The sequence below is a fragment of the Streptomyces sp. 2131.1 genome, from assembly GCF_900105515.1.
GTDB classification, from domain to species: Bacteria; Actinomycetota; Actinomycetes; order Streptomycetales; family Streptomycetaceae; genus Streptomyces; species Streptomyces drozdowiczii.
Genome location: NZ_FNSY01000001.1, coordinates 649,551 through 667,417 on the forward strand (window position 1 = coordinate 649,551; position 17,867 = coordinate 667,417).

Below are 17,867 nucleotides of genomic sequence, written 5' to 3' on the forward strand. Positions count from 1 at the left end.
CTGTTTTTACATCGATGTACATTGGCTGTAAAGAGCTGGGTCATCACCTGTGCCGGATGCACCGCCCATCCGGCCCGGGCCGCCGGAGTCCACGGCATAGACTCGGCGCGGACCGAGGGTGGGGAGCTACGGGTGGCACGACCGAGGATCAAGGACGTCGCACGGCACGCGGGGGTGTCGGAGAAAACGGTGTCCAACGTGCTCAACGACTATGTGCACGTCTCCGAACGGACGCGGCGCGTGGTGCAGGAGGCCATCGACCACCTCGGCTACCGCATCAACCTCGCCGGACGCCACCTGCGCAGCGGACGCACCGGGATCATCGCTCTTGTGGTGCCCGAACTCGACGTCCCGTACTTCGCCGAGCTGGCCCGGCACGTCGTCCGGGAGGCCGAAAAACGCTCCCTGACCGTGCTGATCCACCAGTCCGGCGCCGACCGGGAACGCGAGAAGGCCGCCCTGGCCGGATTCGGCTCCGACTTCGTGGACGGCGTCATCCTCAGCCCCCTCGCCCTCGCGCCGGACGACTTGCGCGCCCACACCGGGCCACCCCCGACCGTCCTGCTCGGCGAGCTGCTCAACGAGGGCGCCGACCATGTCGCGATCGACAACGAACGCGCGGCCCATGAGGCCACCGCGCACCTGCTGGCCCTGGGCCGCCGCCGCATCCTCACCGTCGGCGGCCGGGAGGACGGCTGCGTCGGCACCGCCCAGGCCCGCACCCGGGGCTTCCGCCTCGCGCTGGCCGCGGCGGGCGTGCCGTACGATCCGGCTTCGCTGCTGCCGGTCGAGGCGTTCCACATCGGCGACGGCGCCGAAGCGGTGCGCCGGGTGCTGAGCGAGGGCGTCCGGCCGGACGCCCTGCTGTGCCTCAACGACCAGTTGGCGCTGGGTGCGCTGCGCGCGCTGCACGGGTACGGGGCACGGGTCCCCGAAGACGTGGCGGTGATCGGCTTCGACGACGTGGAGGGCGGCCGCTACAGCGTGCCGTCCCTGAGCACGGTCGCCCCGGACAAGGAGGCGGTGGCCCGGGTCGCGGTGGACCTGCTCCTGCACCGCATCGACGAGGCCACCCGGCCCGAGGGGGCCGGCTTGGCGTCCCCGGTGTCCCCGCAGGACCGTGTGGTGGCGCACCGGCTGGTCCTGCGCGAGTCCACGGAGGGGTCGGGCGCGCGCGACGGGGTGTGGTGAGCGGGCGGGCCCCGGGCCTCGGCGGGTGAGCGGGCGGATCCCGGTCGGTGAGCCGCGGGGTTCAGCCCGTGAGCAGCTGCTCCAGGGTCCGCCGGAGTGCGGCGCCACCCTCGAAGAGCACCGCGGTCAGGCCCAGCTCGCGGGCCGCCCGGACGTTGGCCTCGCGGTCGTCCACGAAGAACGCCTCGGCGGCGGTGGCGCCGAGCATGCCGAGCGCCCCCGCGAAGGCTTCCTCGGCGGGCTTGGTCGCGCCCAGCACGCTCGAGAAAGCGAGCACGTCGAAGCGGGCGTGCACCTCGGGCAGCCCGTCGGGGAGAGCGGCGCGCAGCAGCGCGTCGTTGTCCGTGAACAGCGCCGTCGGGTGCGCCCGCACGAGGTCGACGGCGGCGAGGACCTGCGGGTCGGGCTCGAACGCGCCGCACCAGACGCGACGCAGCTCCTCGGACGTACCGGCGAATCCCAGGCGCCGCCCGATCTCCGCCTCCACGTCCTCGGCGCTCCCCTGTCCGCGGTCCCAGGCGCGGATCAGCCCTGAGGCGTAGAGCTCCGCCTCGACGCGGTGCGCGGGCAGCCCGCAGGCCGCGCCGAGGAGCTCCAGCCGCCGCTCACGGTGGAAACGGCAGACGACACCGCCGAGATCGAAAAGGAACACCCGAGGCTTCATGCGCGGCAACCTAGCTCATCGCGCCCGGACGGGCCGCTTCCGGAAACGGAGGAGGGCCGGTCCCGAGAACGGAAGAGGGCCGGTCCCGGATCGCTCCGCGACCGGCCCTCGGTCAGGCCGTCTGCTGTGGGATCAGTGCCCCATCATGGCGGCCGGGTCCGCGGCCTTGACCTTCTTGCGCGGCAGGAGCAGCGCGGGGACGAGGCACACGGCGACCAGGATGGCCGCCACCAGGAACACCGAGGCGAACGCGTCGCCCATCTGGTCCTTGATGCCGACGGGGGTGGTCGCGGTGATGTCCTTGATGCCGTTGGTGAGGAGCACCGAGAACAGGGCGGTACCGATCGAGGCGGCCACCTGCTGGACGATGTTCATCAGGGTCGAGCCGCGGGCCACGGTGTGCTCGCGCAGGGTGGCCAGCGCCGACGCCATGATCGGCATCATCGAGGCGCCCATGCCGAGACCCATGATGGCGAGCGCGGTGATGATGTACGCGTAGGACGTGTCGGCGGTGAGCTGGGTGAACATGCCCATGCCGACGGTGATGACCGCGATGCCGGTGATGACGATCTTGCCGGGGCCGATGCGGTCCGCGAGCATACCGGCGATCGGCATGGTGATCATCGCGCCGATGCCCTGCGGGGCGAGAAGCAGCCCGGCGTCGAACGCCGACTCGCCGCGCACCTGCTGGAAGTAGAGCGGGAACAGCAGGCTGGCGCCGAAGAACGCCATGGCGAACAGCGACATGGCGATCACCGAGACGCTGAGGTCGCGGTTCTGGAAGAGCCGCAGATCGATCAGCGGGTGGATGTTGCTGGGGCGCAGCGCCCAGGGGACGAACGCGACGAGCAGCACCAGGCCGATGGCCGCGGGCACCAGGACCTTGGCGGCCCAGACGGTGCCGGTCTCCGGGATGGAGGAGACGCCGTACAGGAAGGTCGCGAGGCCCGGCGAGAGCAGCAGGACGCCCACCCAGTCGAAGGTCTCGGACGGCTCCACGTTGTCCTTGGGCAGCACGAGCACCGCGTACACCAGGGCTATCGCGCCGATCGGCAGGTTGATCAGGAAGATCCAGTGCCAGGAGGCGTGGTCGATCAGCCAACCGCCCAGGATGGGACCGAAGATCGGACCGAGCAGCATGGGGATGCCGAGAACGGCCATCACACGGCCGACCCGCTCGGGGCCGGCAGCGCGCGTCAGGATCGTCATGCCGAGCGGCATCAGCATGCCGCCGCCCAGGCCCTGAATGACCCGGAACGCGACCAGCATCTCAAGGGAGTTGGCAGCGGCGCAGAGCGCCGACCCGGCCGCGAACAGCACGACCGCGAGCAGATAGAGACGTTTTGTCCCGAACCTGTCGGCGGCCCAGCCGGTCAGCGGGATGACGCTCGCGAGGGCCAGCGTGTAGCCGGTCATCGTCCAGGCCACCTGGGCCGAGGTCGCGTTGAAGGTCTTCTGGAACGTCTGGAGCCCCACCGAGACCACGGTGATGTCGAGAATCGACATGATCCCGCCGAGCACGACTACGCCGGCGACGAGGAGGACTTTACTGTCGAGCTTGTCGCTGGGCGAGCCCCCTGGGGGACTCGACTCGATCCGTTGCGACGTGGTCATGAATCAGCCTTTCGGAGAAGAGACGGAACTGCCCCATGTCGCTTGACCGGTCGACGCATGCAACCCCCCGGCCGGCGGCGAAGCGCTCCGGCGTACGTGAGAAGAATTCTGCGCCCATGGGGCGGCCCGAACTCGACCGGGGTGCGGTCCACAACGGACGGATCACCGGCGCGGGATTCATCTGATCCGTTATGGACCTGAATGTACCAGCGGCGGTTGACGGCGGGCCGTCCCGGTCGACCCCAGGACCCTACGGCCCGGGCCCGGCGATTTCCTCTTCTTTTCGGCGCCGACGGCACGGCTTTCGGCGGCGACGCACGGCAGAGGGCCGGTCTCGGATTTCTCCGAGACCGGCCCTCGATCTACGACTGTCACCAGTCGGGACGACAGGATTTGAACCTGCGACCCCTTGACCCCCAGTCAAGTGCGCTACCAAGCTGCGCCACGTCCCGATGCCCGCCTGACCTGGGGTTTCCCCCTGGCCGAACGCGCATGAGAACAATACCGCACTTCATCGGGTGGTCACGAACGCCTTTCACCGGCGAAGCACTCCGTGTCCGCTCGGACACCCTCAGTGGATCAGCACCTGGGAGAGGGCGACCCGGCCGGTTCCGGTCCTCACGATCCGTACCGTGCGGGTCCGGCTGTCCAGGTCCACGACGGTGGGGCGCAGGGCCTGGCCGCTGATGTGGACGGTGCCGTCGTCGGTGACGATGTCGAAGTCGGCCGTGGTGGTGGAGGCGTCGTTCCAGACCTCTACCTGGCGGATGTGCCGGGTGGTGCCGAGGTCCACCTGCCACCAGGCGCCGTCCTCGGCGAGCGTGCGGCTGTCGGTGTTGGTGTCCGCGTCCAGGGCCAGCGCGGCGGTAGCCGTGCCGTCGGTGGAGGACTGGGTGGCCGTGCCGGTGCGGGCCAGGTCGGTGCGGAGCTGCTCGACCGGCCCGCCGTGGGCACCGGCGCGGGCGGCGACGGCGAGGGCGGCGGCCGGGAGCCGGTCGAGCCCGGTGTGGTTGCCGGTCATGACGGAGCCGGTGCCGCCGAGCGCGGGGGCGGCGGTGTCCGTCCAGTTGCCGCGCGCGGTGTTCCGGATGCCGTAGTCCGCCCAGTTGGACACCCACTTGTAGCCGATGCGGGTGATGACGTTGTTCTCGACGGTGATGTGCGAGGACTGCTCGTCGAGGTAGATGCCGTTGCCGTCGCGCTCGGTGTTGCCGTACGCGGAGCGGTTGATGTAGTTGCCGCTGACGACCGTGCCGGGCTGGGCACCCTGCGTGTAGACGGCGCCGCCGTCGTGCTGCTGCCGGGCGACCTCCATGACGTCGGTGATGCGGTTGTTCGTCACCTTGTTGTCGCGCAGGACGGACTTCTGCGCCTCCGGCTGGTTCCAGCCCCAGCCGACGGAGACCGCCGAGTACGGGAGGTGGTCCAGGCTGTTGTGGTCGACGGTCAGCCCGGCCTCGTAACCGGCCCAGATGCCGACCGAGTCCGTGTACTCGACGCCGGTGCGGCTGATCGTGTTGTACGCGACGGTGTTGCGTTCCCCGGAGAGCGCGGGCTCCGGCAGGGGCTCGGTGTCGCCGACGTAGACCGCGCCCGAGGAGAGGTCGGTGAACGCCGAGCGGGTGAGGGCGCTGTCCTTGGTACCGGCCTCCAGGACCGCTCCGGCGCCGCCGAGGTGGGTGAAGCTCGCCGTGTCGACGGCGACCCGCCGGCCGCCGCGCACGGTGAGCGCGGCGGCCGGCTTGGTGTAGTAGCGGCCGGCGTGGTCGACGGGGCCGGTGGCTCCGGTCAGGGTGAGACCGGCCTGCATCCCCGCGTAGCCCTCGTCGGTGTCGGGCTGCCGGTAGGCCGCGTACGCGAAGCCGATGCCGCTGACCGTGAGGTCGTGGGCGCCGTCGACGGTGAGCAGCTGTTCGGTGTGCGGGGTGACGGCCCGCGCGTGACGCATGTTCTCGCCCTCGCGCGGGAGGTAGGTGACCGTACGGGCGGCGGAGTTCCACACGAACTCGCCCGGCTCGTCGAGGAGTTCGGCGGCGTTCTCGAAGAACGCGACGCCGCTGTAGCGGGTGGAGTCGACGGCGGTGGTGTCCCAGGCGGGGCCGGTGCGGTCGGTGCCGCTCGCCGAGTTGGTCCAGCAGGGCTGGGCGAAGGTGAGGGTGTCGCCGCCGACGCCCGCGATCCGGCAGTGGTAGTTGCGCCAGCGGATACGGATGACGGCCTCGGCGTCCGTGGGGTGCGCCCAGTGGTCGATGCCGGTCGCGGTGGCGCCGGTCATGCCGGTGGCCGTGGCGTCGCAGGTGCTCGCGGCGCATGCCTCGCCCCGGGCGCGGGTGGCGCGCCGGCCGTCGACGAAGAGCTGGCGCGGGGTGACACCCTCGGGGACGGCGGCGGTCCAGGTTCCGTCGGTGTTCCGGTGCCAGCCGGTGAGGTCCCGGCCGCCGGAGAGGACGGGGTGGGCGCCGGGCGCGGCGGCCCAGGTGGTGCCGGAGTCGGCCGCGCCGAGCTCCAGGGGCGCGTCCAGCCGGTAGTTGCCGTCCTTCAGGAGTACGCGGACGGCGCGGCGGTGCTCGGTGCGGGCCAGGTCGCGGGCGCCGTCGAGAGTGCAGGGGCGGGCGGCGGTGCAGGAGGAGCCGCGGCCGTCCGGGGCGGCGTACAGGGTGCGGGTGGTGCCGGGCGCGGCGCCGGCCGGGGCGGCGAGCAGGGCGGTCAGGAGGGCGGCGGTGGCGGACGCGGCGGTGGCTCGTACGACGTTCAGGGGGCGGTTCACGCGGTGGCCTTCCAGTCGGGGTGGCCGGGCATGGGCGGGTTGACGGCCCCGTAGAGCCAGTCGCGCAGGAACGGGTCGAGGGAGCGGTCGCGGGTGAGGTCGACGGTGTGCCGGATGAACTGTTCGGAGGTGTACGTGGAGTCCTTGAAACGCCTCACCCACTCGCGCATGACCGTGTCGAAGGACCGCCGGCCGACGCGCTGGTTCAGGGCGTAGAGGACCAGGGCGCCGCCGTCGTAGATGTTGGTGCCGCCGAGCGCCTTGGGGAGTCCGGGCGGGCCGTCGGCGGCGCGGACGGCGTCGAGCTTCTCGTACGTGGCCTTCATCTTGTCGGCGAGGACGGACCAGCCGCGCTCCTCGCCGTACAGGCCGGCGTAGTAGACGGCGGGGCCCTCGTTGAGCCATGCCTGCTGCCAGTCGTGCGGGGTGACGGAGTCGCCGAACCACTGGTGGACGAGCTCGTGGACCATCGTGGTCTCGTAGCCGGGGCGGCCCTGGGCGTCAGGCTTGAACCAGTTTGTGCCGAAGAGCGAGAGCGTCTGGTTCTCCAGCGCGTCGGTGTAGCCGTCGTAGATGTGCACCCCGTAGACGGAGAACGGGTAGCGGCCGAACTTCGCCTCCAGCCAGGCCAGATGGTCGGCTGTGCGGGCGACGATCGAGGCGTACGTGTCCTCCTGGCCGCAGGGCACGATGTGGCGCAGTGGCAGGCCGCGGTGGCTGCTGCCGTAGAGGTAGGTGCCCTTGACCACGGCGATGCCGATGAGTTCGGTGGCCATGCGCTCGCGGAGGGCGAAGTGCCAGACGGCGGAGCCGTCGGAGCGCGGTGTGCGGTGCGTCAGCTCGCCGTTCGCGGTGGCGACGTAGCCCTCGGGGGCGCTGATGTGGAACGTCCACGTCGCCTTGTCGGAGGGGGTGTCGTTGCAGGGCAGGAACGTGTCGGCGCGGGAGGACTGGGCGGCCGAGGCGAAGCCGCCGTCGCTGCCGAAGCGCCAGCCGGTGAGGCCGAGCCGGGGTGCCTTGCCGTTGCCCCGGTAGCGGATCTCCACGGTGAGCGCCTGGTGTTCGCGGATCGGGTGGACCGGGGTGACGGTCAGCTCCTGGCCGCTCCGGCCGGCGGTGAGCTGCCAGGCGGCGGGGCGGCCCGCGACGGTGACGGCGTCGATGGTGTGGCCGTCGGTGTCCAGGTTGAAGGCGGACAGGTCCTGGGTGGCCTTGGCGCTGATTCTCACCGTGGCGGTGAAGTCGTACGTCACCGGGGTGAAGTCGAAGGTGAGGTCGTAGTGCGTGACCTGGTAGCCGCCGTTGCCGAGGGTCGGGAAGAGCGGGTCGCCGACGCCGTCGGAGCCGGGCTCCGGGTCGAAGCGGTGCGGCCGGGCGGCGGCGGGCGTGGAGAGTGCGGGGACGGCGACGGCTGCCGCCGCGGCGGCGGTGCCGAGTGCGAGGACCGAGCGTCGGGTGGTCACTTCTTCCCCTTCTGGAAGGCTTCCTCGAACTCGCCGCGGGCCTTCTCGCCGCCCTTGGCCAGGTAGTCCTTGACCAGCTGGTCGTAGGCGGACATGGGCTTGCGGCCGGAGATGATGTCCTTGAGCACGTCGCCCTTGAGGGTGCCGAGGCTGCCGGCGCTCTTGGAGTCCCAGGTGGGCGAGGAGTACTGGAGCGTCGGGTCCGGCACCATCATCGGGATCATCTTGGTGAAGGTGTCGTGGACGTGGCGCACGCCCTGCTCGGAGTCGGCGCTGAAGATCGCCGGGACCGCGGACGCGGCGAACTTCCAGGGGACGGTGACGTCCTGGGTGCCCTGCTTGGTGAGGGCCGGGTTGCCCTTGTCGTCGCGGGTGAAGTCCTTGCCCTCGACGCCGTAGTTGATGAGCGTGTACTCCAGGCTGCCGAACGGCGAGGCCGCGAAGTCGGCGAACCGCAGGATCTCCTTGACGCGGTCCCCGGAGGCCTTGCTGATGTGGGTGTTCTGGAGCGCGACGTTGTCCATCCAGGCGACGGCGTCCTTGCCGACCGGTACGAAGGGGCGCGGGTCGAACTTCTTGTTGATCGCCTTCATCGCGGCGATGTAGCCGACGCCCGGGGCGAGGTACGTGGGCATGCCGTCGTAGACGTACGCGCCCTTGCCGTTCTTGAACATGTCCGTGTACTGGGCCTTCTGCGCCCCGGACATCTGGAGGGTGCCCGGGTAGTAGCAGCCGGCCTTGTACAGCAGGCGGGCCGTCTCGACCGCCGTGCGGTACTCCGGGGTCTCCAGGTCCAGGGTGAACTTGCCCGTCTTCTCGTCCAGGCGCCAGAAATTGGGCGCGCCGGCGGACATGGCGAGCATGGTGGTGACGCCCGCGATGATGGCGTACCGGTCCTCCTTGGGGCGGGTCAGCTCCTTGCAGACCTCGACGAACCGGTCCAGGTCGGTGATCTGGTCCAGGCTGGTGACGCCGACCTCCTCGAAGAGGTCGTGGCGGTAGACCCCGGCGCCGGCGGTGCCGGTGCGGGCGATCGGGATGCCGTAGAGCTTGCCGCCGAAGATCGCGCCCTGCCAGGCGCCCTTCGGGATGGCGGCGAGGTTGGGGTAGTTTTTGATCGCGTCTCCGGCGAGGTGCGGGGTGAGGTCGGCGCACTTGGCCTGGAGGAAGGCGGCCTTGTTGTCGACGCCGCCGCTCTCCGGGTACATGAAGAGGTCGGGGAGGCTGTCGCTGGCCACCATGGTGGAGAACTTGGTGCCGTAGTCGTCGGCGGGGACGGCCGTGATGTCCACCCGGCCGCCGAGCAGCTTCTCGATCTCCTGCCAGGCCGCGTTCTTGCCGCGCGAGGGCGGCGGCGGGGAGAAGGTCTCCATGGCCGCGCTGATGGGCTTCGCCCCCTTGAGCGGTGTGGTCTTCGTGGCCCGCAGCGGCTTGGCCGGGTAGCTGAAGAAGCCCTGCGGGACGCCGGCCGCGGTGCCCGCCAGGTCGGGCTTGAGCCCGATGTTTCGGACGGCGCTGCGCGGGAGCAGGGACGCGCTCTTGGCCTCGGCCTTCGCGGTCGTGCCGCCGTCGCCGCAGGCGGCGAGCAGCGGGGCGGCGGCCAGTCCGAGGCCGGCACCGGCACCGAGGCGGAAGAGCGCTCTGCGGTTGATGGGGGTGGAGCTCGACACCTGGATCTCCTTGGAAGAGGGAGGGAGAGGAGTGGCGGACGGCGGCGGTCAGCCCTTGATGGCGCCGGTGAGCACGCCCTTGGTGAAGTAGCGCTGGAGGAAGGGGTAGACACAGAGGATCGGGACGACCGCGACCACCAGGACCGCCATCTGCACGGCCTGCTGCGGGGCGAGCACTTCGCCGGCGGACGCGGAGTCGAGGCTCTGGCCCTGGAGGACGTAGGTCCGCAGCACCATGGGCAGCGGCCACTTGTCGGAGTCGTTGAGGTACAGGAGCGAGTTGAAGAAGGCGTTCCAGTACGTCACCGCGTAGAAGAGGCTGATGACGGCGAGGACGGCCTTGGACAGCGGCAGGACGACGCGGACCAGGATGCGGAAGTCCCCGGCGCCGTCAACCTTGGCCGCGTCGTACAGCTCCTCCGGCAGGTTCATGAAGAAGGAGCGCAGGACGACCAGGTTGAAGGCGCTGACCAGGGTGGGCATCACGAGCGCCGCGTAGGTGTCGTACAGCCCGAGCCCCTTGACCAGCAGGAAGTTCGGGATGATGCCGGCGTTGAACAGCATCGTGAACAGGGCCGTCATCAGGATGAAGCGGGAGCCGGTGACCTCGCGGCGGGAGAGCCCGTACGCCATGCCTACGGTGACGAGCAGACTGGCGAGGGTGCCGAACACGGTGATGCCCAGGGACACGATCAGGGCCCGGCTGACGACGCCTCCGGTGAAGATCGTGCGGTACGCGTCCAGCGTCGGGTGGTCCGGCCACAGGACGAGGCCGGAGCTCCTGATGATGTCGGTCTGCGAGGCGAAGCTCGTCCCGATGACGCCGACCAGCGGGTACGCGACGGCGAGGACGACCACGACGACGGCGACGGCCTTCGCGGTCTGACCGAGGCGGGTCGGGCGCTCCATCCACGGCGGGCGGCCGTCGGACCTGCGTACGGGGGCGGGCGGGGGCGCCGGTGTGGTGCTCCGGGCCGTGGCGCGCGTCTTCTCAGCGGTCAGCACCGCGGTACACCCCTTCGTGGCCGAGTCGGTGGGCGAACTTGTTGGCACCCAGCACGAGCGCGGTGCCGATGACCGCCTTGACGAGTCCGACGGCGGCGGCGACGCCCCAGTCGTTGTCCTTGATGCCGTGGTAGTAGACGTAGGTGTCGAGCACCTCGCCGGCGTCCGGGCCGACCGCGTCGCGCTGGAGCAGGATCTGCTCGAAGCCGACGGAGAGGATCTGCCCGAGGTTGAGGATGAGCAGCAGGATCAGCACGGGCGCGATGCCCGGCAGCGTCACGTGCCACAGCCGGCGCCTCGGCCCCGCTCCGTCGATCGCGGCGGCCTCGTACTGCTGCCGGTCGATGTTGAGGAGGGCGGCGAGGATGATGATCGTGCCCCAGCCGGCGTCCTTCCAGGCCACCTGGAGGGTGAGCAGCCAGGGGAAGGCGTCCGGGTCGCTCATCATGTCGTAGCGGGGCAGGCCCATGCTGCCGAGGAAGTCGGGCAGGACGCCGGCGCCGCCCAGGATCTGCTGGAAGATCGAGACGATGATGACCCAGCCGATGAAGTGCGGCAGATAGACGACGCTCTGCACGAAACGGCGGATGCGGTCGCTGGCGATGCTGTTGAGCAGCAGGGCCAGGGCGATCGGCACCGGGAAGAAGAACACCAGCTGGACGAGGGCGATCTCCAGGGTGTTGAACGTGGCGGTCCAGAAGGCCGGTTCGCTGAATGCCGCGGAGAAGTTGGCGAAGCCCACCCAGACGCTGTGCATGTAGCCGAGGTAGGGCTGGTAGTCCTGGAACGCCACCACGTAGCCGAGCAGCGGCACGTAGTGGAAGACGACGAAGTAGAGCAGGCCGGGCAGGGTGAGCAGCAGCATCACACGGTCGCGTTTGAGGCGCTGTCCGAGCGTGAGCCGGTGCGGGGCGGCGATGTCCGGGCCGGGCGGGGCGGGTTCTTCGCCCCGCTTTCGCCGCGTTCGCCGCTTCTCGCGCGGCAGCGGGGGTGCTGTGTCAGCCATGGTGGGTCCTGTTCGGCTGGGTGGCGCGTGGTGTGCCTTCTGCGGCGGCAAGTTAGTAAGCGGTTAACCCAAGCGTCAAGGGATCCGCACGAACGACTTCACCGACGGGCGCTCATCGAGCGGAATTCCGGCAATCCGAAGTGGGAAAAACCGGCAACAACAAGCCATTCTGCGACGTCGTGCGCTTGACGGTCGGGCGTCGGCATCCCTAGCGTGCCGGTCAATCCATAGAACACGATTACTATCCGGAGGCAGGGTGCGAACCACCGAACAGGCGCCGGCCCGTCCCGGTACCGATGCGGCTGACCCTCACGGGAGGCGTCCGCGCACGGTCCTGGTCATGAGCACGGGCCTGCTGGACGACGTCTTCCCGCCCGCCGTCCGGTCCCGGCTCGAAGAGACCGCCGAGCTGCTCGAACCCTCGGTGATCAGCGAGTTCGACTCCCCCGCCGCCGCCCGGGCGCTGTCCGGGGCCGAGGTGCTGCTGACCGGCTGGGGCTGCCCGCCGGTGGACACCGCGCTGCTGGACCGGGCCCCGGGGCTGCGGGCCGTCGTCCACGCGGCCGGCACGGTGAAAACGTTTCTGTCACCGGCCGCCTTCGACCGCGGGATCGTCGTCTCGTCGGCCGCCGCGGCCAACGCCGTGCCGGTGGCCGAGTTCACCCTCGCGGCGATCATCATGGGCGCCAAGCGCGTCTTCCCGCTCGCGGGCCTCTACCGGACCCGCCGCACCCACCGCACCGCCGCCGACCTGGACCGCCACCACTGGCTCGGCACCCACGGCCTGACCGTCGGGGTGGTCGGCGCCTCCCGGATCGGCCGCCGCGTGATCGAGCTGCTGCAGGGGGCGCTGGACGCGGAGGTGCTGCTCCACGACCCGTACGTGAGCGCTGCCGAGGCCGCCCTGCTCGGTGTGACCCCCACCGACCTGGACACCCTCGTGGCGACCAGCGACGTGGTGAGCCTGCACGCCCCGGACACGCCCGAGACCCGGAACATGATCGACGCCCGCCGCATCGGCCTGATGCGCCCCGGCACCCTGCTCGTCAACACCGCGCGCGGCCCGCTGGTGGACACCGAGGCGCTCACCCCGCACCTGGTCAGCGGCCGGCTCGACGCGGTCCTCGACGTGACCTCGCCGGAGCCGCTGCCGGCCGGCCACCCCTTGTGGGACCTGCCCAACGTGTTCCTGACCCCGCACCTGGCGGGCGCCCAGGGCAACGAGGTCGGCCGGCTCGGCGCGCTCGCCGTCGACGAACTGGCGCGGTACGCGCGCGGCGAACCCTTCGGGCACCCCGTGCACCGGGCCGACCTGGGGAGGATCGCGTGACGTCCCTTCCGCCGCGGGCCCCGGTGCCGCGGCGGACACCGCCCGCCCCGGCACTAGGCTCGTCGTCACACAACAGCCTTCAGGGGGTGAGCCGGATGCGCCGGCAGAGCACGGCCGGGGACGGACAGCGGCGTGCGACGGTCACCGACGTCGCCCGGCGCGCGGGCGTCTCGACCGCCACCGTCTCCCGCGTCCTGAACCGCAACTACCCCGTCGCCGAGGCGACCAGGGAGCGCGTCGAGTCGGCCATGCGCGAGCTGGGCTACGTGGTCAACGCGCACGCCCGCGCCCTGGCCGGCGTCTCCAACCGCACGGTGGGCATCATCGTCAACGAGGTCATCGACCCCTTCTACGCGTACATCGCGCGCGGGGTGGAACGGGAGGCCGCGCTCGGCGGGCGGCTGTGCCTGGTCTGCTGCACCCAGGGCGACCCGCAGCGCGAGCTGGCCTTCATCGACCTGATGCACGAGCGCCGGGCGGACGCGGTCGTGGTGGTCGGCGGCTCCATCGCGGACCGCGGCTACACCTCCGAGCTGGCCCGCCGGGCGCGCGAACTGGACGCGGGCGGCTCGAAGCTCGTCCTGTGCGGCCGGCCCCCGCTCGGCGAGGCGGCGCCGACCGCCGCCGTGGAGTACGACAACGAGGGCGGTGCCTTCGCGATCACCGACCACCTGCTGATGCAGGGTCACGAGCGCATCCTCTACCTCGGCGGCCCGCCCAAGCTCTCCACCACCCGCGACCGGCTCGCCGGCCACCGCCGCGCCCTGGAGCTGCGGGGCGTCCCCGTCGATCCGGAGCTGGCCCAGCCCGGCGCCTTCAGTCGCAACTTCGGCTACCGGCGGATGGCCGAACTACTGCGGGACGGACCGGAGTTCACCGCCGTCTTCGCGGCCAACGACATGGTCGCCGCCGGTGCGGCGCAGGCCCTGGAGGAGGGGGGTCTGCGCGTACCGAAGGACGTCTCACTGGTGGGGTACGACGACATCCCGGTCGCCCAGGAGCTGCGGCCCCGGCTGACCACGGTCCACGTCCCGCTGGAGGAGATGGGCCGCCAGGCGGTGCGGCTCGCCGTGTCCGGCGGGGACGAGGACGAGTGGCGGGAGCCCACCACCGGTGCGCTGCGGCTCGGCACCCACATCGTCGTACGCGATTCCGTGGCCCCCCGGTCCGGCAGACCGCCCCGCAAGTGACCGGTTACTTCCCGCCTGTCCGCAGTTGGCCATAGAAAATCACAGTAACTTCCCGACTCCCCTTGCGGCTCGACAGCAACCGCTTACATGCTGACGGAGCACCCCGCCCGTTCCGCACGCCTCCGCCCCTCATTCATTTCTGCAGGGAGAGTTCCGCATGCGTAAGCCCAGCCACTCCGTCGCCCCGGCCGCCTCCCCCACCACCGAAGCCGCCTCCTCCATGGGCCGCCGCGCCGTCCTCGCGGCAGCCGCCGGCGCGGGAGCGGCGGCCCTCGGCGTCACCGCCACCGCCGCCCAGGCCCGGCCCGCGACCGGCCGGCCCACCGGGCGGCCCGTCTCGGTGACCGTCACCGGACGCCCCGCTGCCGAGGCCGAACGGCTGCGGCTCGCCCAGGCGTTGCGCGGCTCGGAGTTCCAGCCGACCGGCCTGTACGTGCCCGCCGGCACCCCGCTCTCGCTGACCGTCCAGCCGCAGGACGGCCTGGTCCCCACGCTCTGGATCGGCGCCTGGGACTACTACGGCGAGGTCACCGAACCCCGCGGCTACGCGCTGACCGCCGGCGCCAACACGGTGACCGACCCGCACGGCGGCCCCGTCTACCTGACGCTCACCGGGGACGGCGAGCGGGCGGGCGTGCTGTTCCGGTCCGGCGCGGTACGGATGCCGGTGTTCACGCTGGGCCGCACCGGCGAGGCGGACTACCAGCACCAGCTGGACACGCTGACCGCCTCGCCCTGGGTGGAGCTGCACGCCCCGCACACGATCATGACGCTGACCCGTGAGGGCGCCCTGCTGTACCGCGACGAGGACCACGCGGCCCTGCTCCGGCTGGTCGAGACCATCGTCGACTCGCACGCCCGGATCAGCGGCCTCGACGGCTCGAAGCCGGTGCACAGCCGCAAGGCCGGCCCGTACCACTTCACCGAGGTCAGCAAGGTACCGACCGGGGTCGGCGCCTACGCCACGCACGGCTACAACGGCTTCCCGCGCGCCTACCTGGACCGGGCCACCACCGTCGAGGGCCTGCGCACCCGGGGCTGGGGGCTCTACCACGAGCTGGGTCACCTCCATCAGCAGATGGCGTACAAGCCGGGCGGCCTCACCGAGGTCACCGTGAACATCTACTCACTGGCCGCCCAGCGCACCCTGCAGCAGCCGTCGAACCTGCTCACCGTCGACCCGGCGACCGGGCTCACCGTGTTCCAGAGCTCGCGGGCCAAGTTCGGCACGCCCGGTCTCACGTACGAGAAGTCCTTCGGGGCGTACGAGAAGCTCGTGCCGCTGCGCCAGCTGGAGCTGGCCTTCGGGGAGGACTTCTGGCCGCGCCTGCACAAGCTGGTGCGCGAGGAGAACCCGCAGTCGGACTACACCGAGGACGCCAAGCGCTACCGGGCCCTGGCCACTTACTCCAGCCGGATCGCCGGCTACGACCTGACGGACTTCTTCGTGAACACCTGGGCGTTCCCCATCGACGCCACGGGCCGGGCCGAACTCGCCGCGCTGAACCTCCACCAGCCACCCGTCGACCCGAGCACCCTCTCCGACTGAGACCGCGACGACGAGGAAAGGAAGTCACCATGCACATGAGCAGAAGGACCCTTCTCGCCGCGACCGGTGCCACGGCGTCGGCAGTCCTGACGGCGGGCCCGGCGCGTGGAGCGGCACGCGAGGAGGAGTCCGTGAACGACTTCGACGCCCTTCTGGGCCGAGCGGAAACCCTCCTCACGGGTGGCGCGTTCAACCCGGCGGACCGGGATTTCGCCGCCGGAGTGGCCGCGCTGGACACCACCGCGGGCGCCCTCTGGGACAGCCTCGACCGGAGCGCCGGGCGCACCGCCTTGTGGTCCGACCTGACACCGCTCACCGACCCGGGCAACTTCGGCCAGAGCTACACGCGACTGCGCACGATCGCCGTCGCGTGGGCCACGCCCGGCACCGCCCTCTACGGGCAGGCGGAGACGGCGGAAGCGCTGCTCGGGGCGCTGCGGTTCGCGTTCGACACGGCGTACCACCCATCGGCCGCCGAGACCGGCAACTGGTGGTTCTGGGAGATCGGGGCGCCGCGCGCGCTGATGGACTGCTGTGTGCTGCTGCGGGCGCAGTTGCCGGCCGCCGATCTCGCGGACTATCTCGCGGTCGTCGACCGGTTCTGCCCCGACGCGGACCGCCGCACCAACTCCCCCGCGCTGCCCGAGACCGGCGCCAACCGCACCGACAAGGCCGTGATCGTGGCGCTGCGCGGGCTGCTCGGCAAGGACGCGGCCAAGGTCGCGTCGGCGCGGGACGCCCTGTCCGACGTACGCGACTCCGGACGCAACAGCCTCTTCCGCTACGTGACTTCGGGTGACGGATTCTACGAGGACGGTTCGTTCGTCCAGCACTCGGAGGTGGCGTACACCGGCTCCTACGGCACCGTTCTGCTCGGCGGCGCCGCCTGGCTGCTCTCCCTCCTCGCCGGCTCCCCGTGGGCCGTGACCGACCCCAAGGTGTCGGTGATGTACGAGGCCGTGGAGCGCAGCTTCGTCCCGGTGGTCTTCGACGGGCTGATGATGGACGCGGTGCGCGGCCGGGCCATCTCCCGGGAGCGGGCCGGTGACCACCGGGACGGAGCGTCGGCAGTCGCCGCGATCCTGCTCCTTGCGACCGGCGCCCCTGCGGACCTGGCGGAACGCTGGCGCTCACTGGTCAAGGGCTGGCTCACTCGCAACCGCACCACCCCGTTCACCTCGCTGGCCACCTTGCCCCAACTCGCCCTGGCCAAGGCGATCCTGGCCGAGACAAGCATCCCTTCAGCGCCGCGCACCACGGGCAGCTTCGTCTTCGCCGACATGGACCGCGTCGTCCACCGCCGCCCCGGCTGGGCCTGCACGCTGTCGCTGTCCTCGAAGCGCATCTCCGCGTACGAGGCGGGCAACGGCGAGAACCTGCACGGCTGGTACACCGGCGACGGCATGACATACCTCTACGACGGCGACGACCTCGGGCAGTACAACGACGGCTTCTGGCAGACCGTCGATCCGTACCGCCTGCCGGGCACCACGGTCGACACCCGCCCCCGCGAGGACCTCGGCACCGGCGCCGGCACCTCCACCTACCGGCCGCCGAACGCGGTGGCGGGCGGCGCCGACCTGGACGGCCGGTACGGCGCCGCCGCGATGGAGCTGATCGGCGCCCCGGGCAGCAGCCTGCGCGCCAGGAAGACGTGGTTCCTGCTCGACAACTCGGTCGTCGCGCTCGGCGCGGGCATCACCTCGGACGACGGCCGCCCGGTCGAGACCGTGATCGAGAACCGCAACCTCGGAGCGGACGGCCGCAACCGGCTGCTCGTGGACGGCATCCCGCGCCACAACAGCACCTCCGGCGTGGCTCGTTGGGCGCACATCGAGGGCGTCGGCGGCTATGTGCTGCCCGGCGGCGCCGCCCTGCGCACCCTGCGCGAGGAGCGCACCGGCACGTGGCGCGCCATCGACACGGGCGCGGACACCGGTGGCAGCACCGACCCCGTCACCCGCCGCTACCTCACCCTCTGGCTCGACCACGGGGCCTCGCCGGACGGTGGCGGGTACGCCTATGTGCTGCTGCCCGGTGCCTCGGCCGCCGCGACCGCGGTGTGGTCGGCGTCCCGGCCGGTGCGGATCACCGCCAACGGCGCCACCGCCCAGGCCGTGGAGGACCGCAGGGCCGGTCTGACAGCGGTGCACTTCTGGGCCGCCGGCACGGCCGCCGGTATCACCGCGTCCGGTCCGGCGACGGTCCTGGTGCGGTGGCGGGGCGCACGGGTGTCCGTGGCGGTCGCCGACCCGGGCCGGACGGGGACCTCCGTCACGATCGGCCTGCCGTTCGCCGTGCGCCGGGCGACCGCGGCCGACGACACCGTGGAACTCACCCCGGGCCGCCGGCCGGTGCTCACCGTCGCCGTGGGCGGTTCCCGGGGCCACACCCACCGCGCAGAACTCGTCCAGTAAC

The 17,867-nt window shown here is 71.4% G+C and carries 12 protein-coding genes and 1 tRNA gene; 5 read left to right on the forward strand and 8 right to left on the reverse strand.

Annotated features, from left to right (window positions below; genetic code table 11):
• The first annotated feature begins 132 nt into the window (after positions 1–132).
• Positions 133–1,191 carry a LacI family DNA-binding transcriptional regulator gene (locus BLW14_RS03140; protein ID WP_093704059.1) on the forward strand — a complete coding sequence of 353 codons (1,059 nt, stop codon included), beginning with the start codon at positions 133–135 and terminating at the stop codon, positions 1,189–1,191.
• A gap of 61 nt (positions 1,192–1,252) precedes the next feature.
• Here BLW14_RS03140 and BLW14_RS03145 read toward each other — a convergent pair whose 3' ends face one another.
• The 8 genes from BLW14_RS03145 to BLW14_RS03180 form a co-directional block, all read right to left on the reverse strand.
• On the reverse strand, positions 1,253–1,855 hold the full coding sequence (locus BLW14_RS03145) for an HAD family hydrolase (protein ID WP_256332663.1): 603 nt from the start codon (positions 1,853–1,855) through the stop codon (positions 1,253–1,255).
• A gap of 132 nt (positions 1,856–1,987) precedes the next feature.
• A complete protein-coding gene (locus BLW14_RS03150) occupies positions 1,988–3,469 on the reverse strand; it encodes a DHA2 family efflux MFS transporter permease subunit (protein ID WP_093704063.1) in 1,482 nt (493 codons plus the stop codon).
• Between the two features lie 378 nt (positions 3,470–3,847).
• A tRNA-Pro gene (locus tag BLW14_RS03155) sits at positions 3,848–3,921 on the reverse strand.
• 119 nt (positions 3,922–4,040) lie between these two features.
• Positions 4,041–6,236: a right-handed parallel beta-helix repeat-containing protein gene (locus BLW14_RS03160; protein ID WP_093704065.1), complete on the reverse strand. Its 2,196-nt coding sequence runs from the start codon at positions 6,234–6,236 to the stop codon at positions 4,041–4,043.
• Positions 6,233–7,699 carry a M1 family metallopeptidase gene (locus BLW14_RS03165; RefSeq protein WP_093704067.1) on the reverse strand — a complete coding sequence of 489 codons (1,467 nt, stop codon included), beginning with the start codon at positions 7,697–7,699 and terminating at the stop codon, positions 6,233–6,235. Before BLW14_RS03165 ends, BLW14_RS03160 begins: the two co-directional genes overlap by 4 nt.
• The gene (locus BLW14_RS03170; protein ID WP_093704069.1) at positions 7,696–9,369 is read right to left on the reverse strand and encodes an extracellular solute-binding protein; all 1,674 of its coding nucleotides are present in this window, start codon (positions 9,367–9,369) and stop codon (positions 7,696–7,698) included. Before BLW14_RS03170 ends, BLW14_RS03165 begins: the two co-directional genes overlap by 4 nt.
• A 48-nt stretch (positions 9,370–9,417) precedes the next feature.
• Positions 9,418–10,278: a carbohydrate ABC transporter permease gene (locus BLW14_RS03175; protein WP_093710634.1), complete on the reverse strand. Its 861-nt coding sequence runs from the start codon at positions 10,276–10,278 to the stop codon at positions 9,418–9,420.
• A gap of 82 nt (positions 10,279–10,360) precedes the next feature.
• Positions 10,361–11,380, reverse strand: a complete 1,020-nt coding sequence (locus tag BLW14_RS03180) for an ABC transporter permease (protein ID WP_093704071.1) — start codon at positions 11,378–11,380, stop codon at positions 10,361–10,363.
• Positions 11,381–11,720: 340 nt separating this feature from the next.
• Here BLW14_RS03180 and BLW14_RS03185 point away from each other — a divergent pair, with 340 nt between their 5' ends.
• The 4 genes from BLW14_RS03185 to BLW14_RS03200 all read left to right on the forward strand — a co-directional run bounded on the left by BLW14_RS03185 (position 11,721) and on the right by BLW14_RS03200 (position 17,866).
• Complete coding sequence (locus tag BLW14_RS03185) at positions 11,721–12,710, forward strand: hydroxyacid dehydrogenase (protein ID WP_093704073.1); 990 nt, start codon at positions 11,721–11,723, stop codon at positions 12,708–12,710.
• 95 nt (positions 12,711–12,805) lie between these two features.
• A complete protein-coding gene (locus tag BLW14_RS03190) occupies positions 12,806–13,900 on the forward strand; it encodes a LacI family DNA-binding transcriptional regulator (RefSeq protein WP_093704075.1) in 1,095 nt (364 codons plus the stop codon).
• 157 nt (positions 13,901–14,057) lie between these two features.
• Positions 14,058–15,449 (forward strand): M60 family metallopeptidase, encoded by a 1,392-nt coding sequence (locus BLW14_RS03195; RefSeq protein ID WP_093704077.1) that lies wholly within the window; start codon positions 14,058–14,060, stop codon positions 15,447–15,449.
• A 29-nt stretch (positions 15,450–15,478) separates the two neighbouring features.
• The gene (locus BLW14_RS03200) at positions 15,479–17,866 is read left to right on the forward strand and encodes a polysaccharide lyase 8 family protein (RefSeq protein WP_093704079.1); all 2,388 of its coding nucleotides are present in this window, start codon (positions 15,479–15,481) and stop codon (positions 17,864–17,866) included.
• Position 17,867: the final 1 nt, after the last annotated feature.

Excerpts from the sequence above, each read along its gene's own strand:
- BLW14_RS03145 (WP_256332663.1), bottom strand. The coding sequence starts at position 1,855 with ATGAAGCCTCGGGTGTTCCTTTTCGATCTCGGCGGTGTCGTCTGCCGT.
- BLW14_RS03150 (WP_093704063.1), bottom strand. The coding sequence starts at position 3,469 with ATGACCACGTCGCAACGGATCGAGTCGAGTCCCCCAGGGGGCTCGCCC.
- BLW14_RS03175 (WP_093710634.1), bottom strand. The coding sequence starts at position 10,278 with ATGGAGCGCCCGACCCGCCTCGGTCAGACCGCGAAGGCCGTCGCCGTC.
- BLW14_RS03180 (WP_093704071.1), bottom strand. The coding sequence starts at position 11,380 with ATGGCTGACACAGCACCCCCGCTGCCGCGCGAGAAGCGGCGAACGCGG.
- BLW14_RS03185 (WP_093704073.1), top strand. The coding sequence starts at position 11,721 with ATGAGCACGGGCCTGCTGGACGACGTCTTCCCGCCCGCCGTCCGGTCC.
- BLW14_RS03190 (WP_093704075.1), top strand. The coding sequence starts at position 12,806 with ATGCGCCGGCAGAGCACGGCCGGGGACGGACAGCGGCGTGCGACGGTC.
- BLW14_RS03195 (WP_093704077.1), top strand. The coding sequence starts at position 14,058 with ATGCGTAAGCCCAGCCACTCCGTCGCCCCGGCCGCCTCCCCCACCACC.
- BLW14_RS03200 (WP_093704079.1), top strand. The coding sequence starts at position 15,479 with ATGCACATGAGCAGAAGGACCCTTCTCGCCGCGACCGGTGCCACGGCG.